The following is a 12561-nucleotide window of genomic DNA, read 5'->3' as shown; positions in this document are numbered from 1 at the left end:
ATGTACAGAAAGATGCAGTGTGCGACGCAAGAGGCGATGCTATAAAATACCAAAGCCGGGTTCATAAAAAAAATCCTTGTTTGTGCATTTTATTTTATCTCTTCTAATTTCAATTCATACACTATATTTGCAGCGGCAGGTCTTACACGACCAGCTCCCTTTGAACCTCCCCAGGGCAGGAATGCAGCAAGGATATTAGGTTGAGCGGTGCGATGTAATTAGCCTGCCTTTTTTCTTTTACCCCATAACCCCTGAAGGGGATATAATATCAGGGATTATTTACAAAAACAGACGCTCCGCCCGGAGCATGGCTTTATGAAATTTTTTATTGATACCGCCAATCTTTCGCAGATCAAAGAAGCACATGACCTTGGAATTCTTGATGGTGTTACTACCAATCCATCGCTGATGGCCAAAGAAGGCATAAAAGGTGAAGAAGCAATTACTGCGCACTACAAAGCAATTTGTGAAATTGTGGAAGATGGCGACGTAAGTGCTGAAGTACTTTCTACAGATTTTGCTACGATAGTTGAAGAAGGAAAAAAGCTGGCTGCTATACATCCAAATATTGTTGTAAAAGTTCCGATGATAAAAGATGGTGTGAAAGCCATCAAGTGGTTTACTGATAACGGTATCAGAACCAACTGCACATTGGTATTCTCTGCGGGCCAGGCAATACTGGCTGCAAAAGCAGGCGCAGCTTATGTTTCACCTTTTATTGGTCGCATTGATGACAGCGGTTGGGAGGGTACAGAACTCATTGCGCAGATATCAAAGATTTATACGTTACAGGGTTTTAAAACAGAAATATTGGCGGCATCTATCCGCAATCCAAATCACATTATCAAATGTGCTGAATTGGGTGCCAATGTTTGTACATGTCCGTTGGAATCTATTCTTGGGTTGCTTAAACATCCGTTAACAGACATTGGGCTTGCCAAGTTTTTAGAAGACGCAAAAAAATTATAGACATAATAATATTGCCAAGAGATACACTGAACAGGATTCATTAATACCTTGTTCAGTGTTTTTGTTTTAAGACAATTATGAGCCCTGCTGTCTTGCTGTTATGAAGCTTTGGTTGCGTCGCACACTTCAGGGGTTATAGCATAACAGAGCATTGAAAATAGTTGCCATAAAATAACAATCAGGTTTATCAAAGATCAATGAAGTATATACTGCATTATAAATATTATCTCTGCCGCGTACTGGCTAAAGCCGGTCTCTTAAAATATTTCTCATTCTTTTTTACGATCAGGATCAATAACAAAAAAATAAACATTCCTGTTATAAATGGGAATGGATATTTCAATTTATTTCCTGTTAAAGAAGCATGGATGGAAACATTGATACAAAAATGTCTTGCTGAAAGACAAGGTTGTATTATTGATGTTGGTGTAAACCTTGGGCAAACGCTTTTAAAGATCGCTTCATTTAATAATAAGGTTGATTATTATGGGTTTGAACCTAACCCGGTTTGTTATAATTACAGCAAAGAGTTAATAAAAAGAAACGATCTGCCTTCTTTCAAAATATTACCAGTCGGGCTTTCAGACGATGCGGCAGTAGTAAAATTATTTGGTGATAATGATCATGCTTCCGGTGCAACTGTTGTAGAGGGTTTCAGAAATAATACAAAAAAATATAAAGTTATACATCATGTGCCGGTACTGCGCGGTGATATTGTTTTAAATGATGAAAATATCAATGCCATAAATTTTATAAAGATAGATGTGGAGGGTGCAGAACTTGAAGTAGTAAAAGGGCTACAGCAAACATTGCAAAAATATAGACCAGTTCTTATATTGGAAATACTGCCTGTTTATAGTTTAGAAAGCCCGAATGGTAAAATGCGTAAAGAAAGACAGGATCAGCTATTACAGCTTTTGCGTGAAATGCAATATGATTTGTTTCTCATAAAAGAACAGGAAGTTAAACTTAAAAAACTGGATGATATTCCTGTGCATGGAGATATGGGCAGCACAAATTATTTATTGGTCCCTTCAACTTCATCAAATCAGTTTAGTGATATGCTATCGTAGCAATTACAAAATCTATCCTTCTTCTACATTATGTTTCATAGCATCTATTTGTTGCCTTGTACCAAGCACAATTACTTTCATGCCTTTTGAAATAATTGTTTCTTCAGGAGGATTGATGATAAATTTCCCATCACTGTTTTTTATACCGATACAATTGACACCTGTTTTCTTCCATGCCATAATAACGTTTAAAGACTTATCACGAATCTCGGGTGGAAGCTTAATATAATCAACAGATTCCATATTTATACTTTCGCCTTCTTCACCATTCAGATAATCTATAAATTCAATTACATCTGGTTTCGAAACAAGTGTTGCCATATGCGTACCACCAATTCTGTCTGGCATTATCACATGATCTGCACCTGCTTTCTTAAGCTTTGCAGCAGAACCATGTTGCGATGCGCGACTTATAATTTGTACGTCTGAATTTAACGAACGTGCAGATAAAACAATGAACACATTATCCGCATCTTCGGGCAAAGTAATGATTATTGCTTTTGCTTTATTGATGCCGGCCTTTGCCAATACTTCATCTTCTGTTGCGTCACCGCTAACATAGATCAGCGATTCATGATCACGAAACCACTGATCAAGATGATGGGTGTTTTTTTCAATCACCACGAATGGAACTTTGTGTGTTAAAAAAGTTACTGCAGCCTGCTGACCATTCCTGCCAAAACCGCAAATGATCACATGATCTTTCATTTGTTCTATTGCTTGCATAAGTTTTTTATTTTTAAAATAAAGCGCCATTTCGCCACTTATAAGAAATTGTGTTAACCGTGCAATTGCATAAGTAAAAGTGCTGAAGGAAGAAATAATCAGAATGATGTTAAAGATTTTTCCTGCAGTGGAAAGCGGTGCTATTTCCTTATAACCAATTGTTGTAACGGTAATCACCGTCATATAAATTGAATCCAGCAGTGAATAATGTTCAATAAGCATAAAACCAATGGTGCCCGTTGCCATTATCACAGCTATTATCAAAAACCAGGCAACTAAAGAAAATCGCTTAGTCAAATTCAGGTTGTTTTATATAAAGATATTGTTTTGTTTTTTTATCAACCCACCTGCAGTGCTGATGTTAAGCTTTACTTGCGTCGCACTCTTGTACTTTTTATAATGCTATTGAGCTATTTTTGCAGCCCGATAATTTATTTCATCTTTCATTTCAAAAAAGATTATTCATCATGAGCATATTTGATAAACTCAATAAAGCAAAAGAAGAAAAGTTTGAAGCAACAAAAAAAGAAGGTGCAGATTTTCTTGCAGCAAATGCAAAGGAAGAAGCTGTTGTTTCATTACCAAGCGGCTTACAATATAAAGTATTAACGATGGGTACAGGCGCAAAACCAACTGCAACGCAGAATGTAACCTGTCATTACGAAGGTTCACTCATCAACGGAACCATATTTGATTCTTCTGTAAAGCGTGGGCAGCCTGCAACATTTCCTTTGAATCGTGTTATCAGCGGATGGACAGAAGGTTTGCAGTTAATGCCTGTAGGAAGTAAATTTCGTTTCTTTATTCCGCCGCATCTTGGTTATGGTGATAGGCAGGCAGGTGCACATATTCAGCCTTACAGCACTTTGATATTTGATGTAGAGTTATTAGGGATCAGTTAAAGTTAAATGGTTGATAAGTTGATTGGTTAACTTGTTCAACTTGTTTTCTTGAATCTTGTTTCTTCTAACTGCTTTTTTCTCCTTCAAAATGATCTGTCTTGTATTTAAACAAAACATTGAAGGTTGTTAGCGAACCATAAATGCGTGTGATATACTGCTGAAGATTTATTTTGTCTTCATTGCTTAGTTTATCATGCGCATTTATTCTTTGTTCCATTACACGCAAACGATCACGCAGCATAACAATTTTATTAAAGAAGATATCAATAGGTATTTCTTTTTCTTTTAAACCGGAATCTCCGGGCCTTAGGATCATTGTTCCATCTTTCCATTTATCACCAAGTGATACAACTTCACTAACATCACTCCATTCACGTAGTATTTTTATCAATGCATCTTCCGCTTCGCTAAAGCTTACATTATATTCCGGTTCTACACGTTCTATTAATTCAAGTGCATGATCTTTACTGACTGTTTTAATACCGCCTTCTATAAAGCAGATATCATACACACGTTTGTGTACCTGTATTACTACACCTTTACCATAAGAAACATGGTTCACTCTTGAACCAACACCGAGAATATCCATAATGAAAATTTAAAAATCAAAAGTAAAAATTCAAAAAGCTGCCAGTTATATTTTGATTGATTTGTTGCAGTACAAGAGTGCGACGCAACGAGAGCTTCATGCTTATTCAACAGCCGGGCTCAAAATTTTATTACATCATTTCGCTCAGCTCAAGCCAGCGCATCTCTTTGTCAGCAAGTAATGTACTGATCTCTCCAATGCGTTTACTCAATAAATTCAATTGCTCAAATGGTGCATTTGGATTACCCAGTTGTTCTTCCAGTTGCTGCTTCTCTGTTTCAAGATCGGCAATTTCTTTTTCCAATAATTCAAACTCACGTTTCTCTTTAAAACCAACTTTCTTTTTTACCGCAGTTGTAGTTTGTGGGCTGTTAGCTGTGGATTGTTGACTAATTGTTGCATCAGGCAAAGATTCACCTTTACTTTTTTTCTCTTCCAAAGCCTGCCATTTATCTGCTTTCTTTTCATTCTCTTTTAGCCATATCCTGTATTGCGTATAGTTGCCCGGAAAATCTCTTACTTCTGCGTTGCCTTCAAATACAAACAAATGATCTACGAGCCTGTCCATAAAATAACGATCATGCGATACAATCAATATGCAACCCTGGTAATCATTCAGAAAATTTTCGAGCACACCAAGTGTTGGCAGATCAAGATCATTGGTAGGTTCATCAAGAATTAAAAAATTAGGATTTGTAAATAGTATCGTAAGCAATTGTAACCTTTTTTTTTCGCCGCCACTTAAAGAAGATAAATAAGTATATTGCTTTTCCGGTGGAAATAAAAATAGCTCCAGGAACTGTGCTGCACTTAGGCTTCCGCCTTTTGCCAATGGGAAACTTTCCGCAAAAGTTTTTACATATTCAATCACACGCATGTTGTCTTTGATCACTAAACCCTGTTGCGAAAAATTACCAAAGACAACTGTATCACCAATATTTACCTTGCCACTATCTGCAGGTTCCAAACCTTGCAATATGTTTAAGAATGTTGATTTACCAACACCATTTTTTCCAATGATACCAATGCGTTCGCCCTTGCTGAATGTATAATCAAAACCTTTTAATATGGGAGTATCGCCATAACTTTTATAGATCTTTTTCATTTCAGCGATCTTACCACCAAGCCTCGTCATCTTTACCTGCAATTGCATTTGCGAATCAACGATCTTTTGTTTTGCTTTAGCTTCTACTTCATAAAAATTATCCTGCCTGCTTTTGCTTTTTGTAGTTCTTGCTTTTGGTTGCTTACGCATCCATTCTAACTCTTTGCGATATTCATTTCTTGCTTTATCAATACTTGCCTGTTCACTTTCCAAACGCGCAGCTTTCTTCTCCAAATAATTTTCATAATCGCCAACATACACATACATATTGCTTCTTTCAAGTTCCCAAATCTCTTCACATACTGCATCAAGAAAATAACGATCGTGTGTAACCATTAACAGTGTTACATTTTCCTGGTTCAGAAAATGCTCCAGCCACTCGATCATTTCTACGTCCAGATGATTGGTAGGTTCATCCATCATCAGCAGTGTATGCTTATGGTCAAAACCAATATCAATAAGTGTTTTAGCTAGTGCCACACGTTTACGCTGACCACCGCTCAGGTCACTTACATTTTGCTGCAGGTGATGAATATTCAGCTTACTTAATATCTCCTTTACTTTTGCTTCAAAAATCCACGCATTCATTTCATCCATCACACCCATTGCTTCTATCATCGCTTCACTATCGCCTTCTTCAGTCGCCAGTTCGTACTTGCGTATAGCGCCCATTACCGGGTGTGCAATATGAAAAATATTTTCAAGTATGGTTTTATCTTCTTCAAACTGTGGGTCCTGTTCAAACAATGCAACGGTTACATCTTTATGTATCCAAAGTTTGCCGTCGTCTGGCGTTTCTTTACCAGTAAGTATGCGTAGCAATGTGCTTTTACCCACACCATTGCGTGCCACCAGCGCAATCTTATCCCCTTCATTTATGTGAAATGAAATATTATCAAACAACGGCGTAATACCATAACTCTTCGTCAGTCCTTCAGCAGAAACATAATGCATAGCCGCAAAGATAGGAGAGTGGCGGTTTATCGTTTATAGTTTATCGTTTTATATAGAACAGGAAATTTTTGTTGTGGGTTTTGGTGTAATGGCATCGCCTGTTGTGTCACTCACTTGTACGTTCCGAAAATTTAGCGACAGTAAGCTATATGAGATAAGAATTGTACATTTCTGACTAATTGAGAAATGATAAAGTATTGAATATGGACATAGGTGGTATGAATAAAATAAAAAAATTGGCAACAGTGCCTATCAGTTTTGAAAACAAGAAATTTTACTAATTTTTCATTGAACTCAAAATCTCCAGAAAGTTTGCTTTTTTCGTACTCAGATAAGGTGAGAAGGTTACAATTGGATGCATTTCCGTTGTATCACTCAAGGTAAAGAACATCTGGTTTTTTTTGTTTGGATCATCAGAGCTATCATAAAGCTTATACTGTTTATCCTCTATCCAACGCGCCCAATAAGAAGGGGATGTTACAGGCTGGGGATGAAATTCAGTAAAGCTCCAGGTTCTTGCTGAATAATTTGTCAATCCCTTTATTTGTGGCCAGAAAGATATTCCATCAAAAACCTGCCCGGCAGGTAACGGTTTATTAACTATGTCTGATAATGTTGCCATAATATCACTGAAATCTATAATTGATGAATCGACTTTAACAATGCTATTATTTTTCTTATACACTATAAATGGTACATGTGTACCCCATGAATAATTTGTAGTATTTTTCCCTCCGGAAATCCGTTGATCTCTCCAGTTAGATATTATGCCTTGAGGAGTACCGTTATCAGTAGTGAAAATAACATATGTATTTTCACTTATTCCCAGAGAATCAAGATGCGTCAATAACATTCCTATTTCTTTATCAAGATACTTTACCATTGAGGGAATATTCTTATAATTACTTGTTCGCGGCCCAGGTAGGGGTATAAGGTAATCAGGATCATCCGGCGTTGGCTGAAATGGCTCATGAATTAAATTAGGTGTCCATAAACAAAAAAAATTCCTGGCAGCAATTGAAGTACTATCAATAAAATCAAATAGATATTCTCTTAGAATATCTTCCCCATACTCATTGTTGGTATACGTATGCATTTCTGCATTCGAATACAATGTTGGATTTTTATAGTGATAACCTCTTCCCAAACCACTGCCGGGATCAAACGGATCCCAAACTATGTAATTGTCAAATCCTGAGTTTCTGATGGATATATCTCCTCCACCCAACTGCCATTTACCGGAAATACAGGTAGCGTATCCTGCAGATTTCATAAGATTGCCGATAGTGTAACCATTTGCGTTTAACTTCCCCCAGTCAACATAGTTTCTAAAATTATAATTACCTGTTAAGAATTCAACCCTCGATGGATTACATAGCGGGGTGCTTCTTGCTTCGCAGAATTGTATACCATTATGAGCAATGAAGTCAATATTGGGTGTTTGATAGGTTTGCCCACCAGTATAAGTGGGAACTTCATAACCTATGTCATCAGCAAGAATTAAAATGATATTTGGCTTTGTATCAGGAGCTGCTGGTTCCTGAGTAATTTTTAATTCCCGTTTACATGAAAAAGCAGCAGTAATAAATAACCATAAAAATAATTTATTTGGTGTTTTCATTTATAAAGAGTTTAGTATTCTAAAAAAGCTACTTATGCTAAAACAAAGCTTTTACATATTAAAAATTCTGGCAGCTAACTTAAAGTGTTTTTCCGGAGGTAAATATTTAGATATAGAATATTCTATAGCTTTATTTTAGGTTAAAGTATCAGTAATTACCGTTGCAAGATAACCTGTTATTTTAGATTAAATGGCACACAATTGTTGAAATAAATTACAGGTTGTCCTGTATTACGCATTTGCAGGCATATTGGGTTTGGGACGTAAGTTCAGCTGGCAAGCATATCCGTCTCCAAAGAGTGGTCAATAATAAATATTGGCTGTAGATACTGTCCTTTCTGTTTTTTAACAAAGAGGTAACTGATCAGTTTGACGTAACTCTATGCTTACAGTTTGCTGCAGTTGTAATTGTTTTCAAACATCACTTAACTGCAGCTTTTCATAAAAGAACAGGCATGCATATGAATCAACTGTAATGTTTTTTGATAACCATAGTAGATTGGTTAGCTGAGATTAAAAGTGGTATGTAGCTTCAAACAAAAAATATACTTATGTTTTGCAAGAGTCGAAATTTTATATGCCGGGATGTATAAACTGATTTCAGGAGACCTCAATTATTTTAAATATGTGCATAAAGAACAGAACGTACAAGTGAGTGACACAACAAGCGATGAAAATTGTTCTGGAGCCGGCAAGAAAATAATAAAGTTATCCAACCAACACTTCCATTCCTTCTTTTGCAAATATGGAGTTTGGAAAGAGTTTTTGACATTCATATTCCATAGAATCAAGGAAGTCATCATTGTGATCAGGGTCGTGATGGGTAATGATAAGCTTCTTAACATTGGCCTTAATGGCTACGGCTACAGCATGCTCGTATGAGCTATGCCCCCAGCCTCTGAATTTTTTGTACTCTTCTGCAGTATATTGCCCATCGTGAATAAGCAGATCTGCTCCCCGTGCAAGGTTTACAATATTTTGGTCTATTACTCCATCCATATGTTCCGCATCAGTACATACAGCAAGCGTTACAGCCTCATCTTCTACCCGAAAACCATAAGAGCCGCCAGGCGATAGATGATGTTGGGGTGCCGCAGTAACAATAGCGCCATAAAGTTGTTCTTTGTTACCATATGCAATAAACTCAAACTGAGCACCCATTGTTTCCAGACCAATCGGGAAATATTCTTTTTGCATTTGCATAGAAAATATTTCCTTAAGATTAGTGATCTTTTCGCGCCTGCCCATGGCCAGTATGCCAATTCTTTGGTCTTTGTTATAAGCCGGTGCAAAGAAAGGTAAGCCTTGTATATGATCCCAATGAAAATGGGAAAAGAAGATGTTGATTATATTTTGGGTTATTCCATTATTAATTATTTCTTTTCCCAGATTACGAATGCCGGTACCTGCATCTATAATAGCAATCCTGTGGGCATTTTCGCGATAGATTCTTATGCAGGTTGTATTTCCACCGTAGCGTTCGAACTCTCTGCCGCAAACCGGCAAAGAACCCCGCACTCCATAAAATTTGACTTTCATCTACTCAAAGTTTTATTAAATGTGTGGAAAAACATTGGCCAAATACTGTAAAAAGTAAACCAATAATTTTATTGGTTCCGCAATCTTTAGTTTCTCAAGATAAGAAATATTATATGATTTTTTTTGTGGCAGCGTTTTTATATAAGGTTTGTATAACGCAGCCTATTATTTTAATTGGCGCATAAAGAGTAAGGAACTATAAAAGAAGCTGGGAAAGTTATTTTTTTAGGTACCGGCTTTTATTTTGCATGGCATCATCGTTGCGTCGCAATCACTTTGTCTTCAAATCAATGGGCATCTTTAGCCTTTTTAATTTGCTTAAATTACTTTCTTTATTTATCTGCTATATCCAGGGCCTTTACCATTATTTCAAGATCGTTTATTCCACGGATGCCGCTAAAACCTACTGATAATTTTATTCCATTTTTTAAAGTCAATGGCTGTCCGCCTTCCCATCCAATAAGGTCAGGCACCTCAATACCACATTCTTCAATTTCGTTGTTAAAAAATTTCTTTTCATACTCTCCGGTTCTAAGCCCTGTTATCCATACCTGGCTGGCTTTTGTCCATGCTACACGGTATGATTCACGTGCCCTTATTTTATTAGTTCCGTATAGTTTACCATATACATTTCCCTCTTCATCGATAATGCACGCAGCACAGCTTCCATGTGCAATACGCTCGTCTTCCTTATTCTGCATATAATGAGGAATGAGTTTCCCTGCTTCAATAAGTATATTTTGTATGAGCTGAATTAATTCTTGTGATGGCATAGCAATAGTTTTTGATAAATGCAATATACACGTCTTTTAAAAAAATAGTTGGTTTAAAAATGCAGGAATAAAAATCGGCACGCTCTATTTATATAGCCTGATTTTATGAAATACAGAGAGTCTGTATATATTAGCATTATAATATTGGTTTCCCGAACTTCTTTCCTGGAACGCATTCATATAGCCTAGTTCAACTGATACATTATTAACAGGCTGATAATTTAATGATACAAAAATGCGGTTCTGGTCAAACATATTGTTTATAATATGCCTGCCTGCATTTATAATAATTTCATCTCCTGCCTTTATACTAAACGAGCGGGTATTGTCTTTTGATTTAAACAAGTTATAATCAACATTAAACTGGTAACGAAAGCGGAAACTGAAATTATAGCCATCAGTTAATTTATCATTTTCAGTTTTTCTTACATACCGCTCTTCTATCCTGTACCTGTGGTTTAAAGCAATCTTATTGATCTTCTGTTTATAATTGAATTCCTCGAATGGCCTTAGTTCAGGAACTGATAGTGTGTTTGTAGAAGCAGGATCAAAACTCCTGGTAAGAAAATAAGCAAAACCCAAACCGGCATCCCAATGCTCACCTAATGTATGGTTTATTTTTGACCATACTAAAGCCTGTGCCTGGTGTCCGTTATCAAGATAGGTTCGTTCACTTAGCTGGGTAGTAATAAAAGACCTTGCTGATAATTCAAGCGTGTTCAGGTAATTATACCATGCCACGGGGCGTGTAGTTATTTTTTTTGCAGTTGTTTGAGCATTGGAGTTAAGATAGCCGGTTACAGTAAAAATTGCTGCCAGCGCTAATCTTGCTTTCAGATTGAATTTCACTTCAATTATTTCTTCAAATATAAGTTGGTCTTTATAAAACAGGAATTATTTGGTCGCCGGAATATTTGGGTAAAAGTGTTCAATATTATATGAAACAAGCTTTGATATTACAGGGCATCGCCTGTTGTGTCACTCACTTGTACGTTCTGAACTTTGATCACCAAATTAAAAAGTAAGCCCCGAAGTCTTGAATTTTATTCTTCAGTACAAGTGTGCGACGCAAGCGGAGCTTAATAGCAGTAATGCAGCCCGGCTAAAAAATAAATCCCACTATATTGTTTTTTCTATGGCTGTTTTAAGATCCTTGATAAGGTCGTCTGCATCTTCAATGCCAACAGACATTCTTAATAAGTTATCATTAATGCCAATGCCCATTCGTTCTTCCCTTGTTAAATAACGGTGAGAGGTAAAGACCGGCGAACAGATAAGACTTTCCACGCCACCAAGACTTAATGCAGGGCTTATCAACTGCAGGTTGCGTTGAAACCTGGTAACGCCATCGAGGTCTGTGTTTAATTCAAAAGAAACCATACCACCAAAACCTTTCATTTGCCTTGCCGCTACAGCATGTTGCGGATGTGTAGTTAAACCGGGATAATATACCTGCTTAATTGCTTTATGTTCTTTTAAATAGTTTGCGATGATGGCTGCATTTTCATTTTGTTTTTTTATGCGTAACGCTAAAGTTTTAAGGCTTCTTTCTGCCTGGTAACATTCATAAGGCGTTAATGAGCCACCATACATTTTTGCAGTGTTATAAATAATGTCTTTATGATCGTTGTTATTGGAAACAAGTGCACCATATGGAAGGTCATTGTGACCGCCAAGATATTTAGTGCCGCTATGTACAGAAATGTCAATACCATACATTAATGGTAACTGGTTGACAGGAGAGGCGAAAGTGTTATCAATAATGGTAATGATATTATTGGCTTTAGCAATAGCTGCAACTGCTTCAAGATCTACAATGCTTAGTAATGGATTGGATGGTGTTTCTATATAAATGATCCTGGTGTTTTGCTGCAGCAATAACTTAAAACTATCAGTGTTGTTATCAGCAAAACTGCACCGGATGCCTCTTTTAGGCAATTCTTCATTAGCAAATTTCAAGGTACCACCATAAAGATCTTTTGAGAAAATAATATGATCGTTATGTGAAAGAAAGGATAAGATGGCTGTGCTTATCGCAGCCATGCCTGAACTGAATACCATTCCCCATTTACCTTGCTCAAGCCTGCAGATAATTTCTCCAAGACGTTGCTGGTTACTGGTAGAATAGAAGCCGGGGTATTGTAATGATTTGTGGTCCAAATAATCATAAGCAACCGCAGGATGAATGCTTGCCGTAACGGCGCCATTATAATTTTCTTCTTCTCTTAGCGGATGAACGCAGATGGTTTCAAAATTTTCCATCTGCAAAATTAAGGGATCGCTGTAAAAGGAAATGTATTTACAATGATA

General features: G+C 36.8%; 11 protein-coding genes and 1 other RNA gene. 4 read left to right on the top strand and 8 right to left on the bottom strand.

Annotation, left to right across the window (positions count from 1 at the left end):
• Nucleotides 1-133 precede the first annotated feature (133 nt).
• The 3 genes from ffs to FRZ67_RS04145 all read left to right on the top strand — a co-directional run bounded on the left by ffs (nucleotide 134) and on the right by FRZ67_RS04145 (nucleotide 2042).
• An RNA gene (gene ffs / locus FRZ67_RS04155) (signal recognition particle sRNA small type) lies at nucleotides 134-232 on the top strand.
• An 83-nt stretch (nucleotides 233-315) separates the two neighbouring features.
• On the top strand, nucleotides 316-969 hold the full coding sequence (fsa, locus tag FRZ67_RS04150) for a fructose-6-phosphate aldolase (RefSeq protein WP_147188325.1): 654 nt from the start codon (nucleotides 316-318) through the stop codon (nucleotides 967-969).
• 197 nt (nucleotides 970-1166) lie between these two features.
• Entirely contained in the window at nucleotides 1167-2042 is an 876-nt protein-coding gene (locus FRZ67_RS04145; RefSeq protein WP_147188324.1) for an FkbM family methyltransferase, read from the top strand.
• Between the two features lie 12 nt (nucleotides 2043-2054).
• Here the strand turns inward: FRZ67_RS04145 and FRZ67_RS04140 are convergent, their stop codons facing one another.
• On the bottom strand, nucleotides 2055-3065 hold the full coding sequence (locus FRZ67_RS04140) for a potassium channel family protein (protein WP_147188323.1): 1011 nt from the start codon (nucleotides 3063-3065) through the stop codon (nucleotides 2055-2057).
• Nucleotides 3066-3235: 170 nt separating this feature from the next.
• Here FRZ67_RS04140 and bamJ point away from each other — a divergent pair, with 170 nt between their 5' ends.
• Nucleotides 3236-3670, top strand: coding sequence for a BamJ family beta-barrel-assembly machinery protein (gene bamJ / locus FRZ67_RS04135; RefSeq protein WP_147188322.1), 435 nt, complete (start codon nucleotides 3236-3238; stop codon nucleotides 3668-3670).
• Between the two features lie 64 nt (nucleotides 3671-3734).
• On the opposite strand, the gene FRZ67_RS04130 is transcribed toward bamJ, so the two are convergent.
• The 7 genes from FRZ67_RS04130 to FRZ67_RS04100 form a co-directional block, all read right to left on the bottom strand.
• Nucleotides 3735-4259 carry a DUF8685 domain-containing protein gene (locus tag FRZ67_RS04130; RefSeq protein ID WP_147188321.1) on the bottom strand — a complete coding sequence of 175 codons (525 nt, stop codon included), beginning with the start codon at nucleotides 4257-4259 and terminating at the stop codon, nucleotides 3735-3737.
• A 130-nt stretch (nucleotides 4260-4389) separates the two neighbouring features.
• Nucleotides 4390-6318 carry an ABC-F family ATP-binding cassette domain-containing protein gene (locus tag FRZ67_RS04125; RefSeq protein ID WP_147188320.1) on the bottom strand — a complete coding sequence of 643 codons (1929 nt, stop codon included), beginning with the start codon at nucleotides 6316-6318 and terminating at the stop codon, nucleotides 4390-4392.
• 277 nt (nucleotides 6319-6595) lie between these two features.
• Nucleotides 6596-7939 carry a sulfatase-like hydrolase/transferase gene (locus FRZ67_RS04120; RefSeq protein ID WP_147188319.1) on the bottom strand — a complete coding sequence of 448 codons (1344 nt, stop codon included), beginning with the start codon at nucleotides 7937-7939 and terminating at the stop codon, nucleotides 6596-6598.
• Nucleotides 7940-8647: 708 nt separating this feature from the next.
• Nucleotides 8648-9478, bottom strand: coding sequence for an MBL fold metallo-hydrolase (locus tag FRZ67_RS04115; protein WP_147188318.1), 831 nt, complete (start codon nucleotides 9476-9478; stop codon nucleotides 8648-8650).
• A 332-nt stretch (nucleotides 9479-9810) separates the two neighbouring features.
• Nucleotides 9811-10251 (bottom strand): hypothetical protein, encoded by a 441-nt coding sequence (locus tag FRZ67_RS04110; protein ID WP_147188317.1) that lies wholly within the window; start codon nucleotides 10249-10251, stop codon nucleotides 9811-9813.
• 84 nt (nucleotides 10252-10335) lie between these two features.
• Nucleotides 10336-11100, bottom strand: a complete 765-nt coding sequence (locus tag FRZ67_RS04105; protein WP_158638294.1) for a DUF2490 domain-containing protein — start codon at nucleotides 11098-11100, stop codon at nucleotides 10336-10338.
• 270 nt (nucleotides 11101-11370) lie between these two features.
• The gene (locus FRZ67_RS04100; RefSeq protein ID WP_147188315.1) at nucleotides 11371-12513 is read right to left on the bottom strand and encodes a trans-sulfuration enzyme family protein; all 1143 of its coding nucleotides are present in this window, start codon (nucleotides 12511-12513) and stop codon (nucleotides 11371-11373) included.
• Between the last annotated feature and the right edge of the window lie 48 nt (nucleotides 12514-12561).

The sequence above is a fragment of the Panacibacter ginsenosidivorans genome (genome assembly GCF_007971225.1).
Lineage (GTDB): Bacteria > Bacteroidota > Bacteroidia > Chitinophagales > Chitinophagaceae > Panacibacter > Panacibacter ginsenosidivorans.
This window is presented reverse-complemented; position numbering and strand designations above follow the sequence as displayed.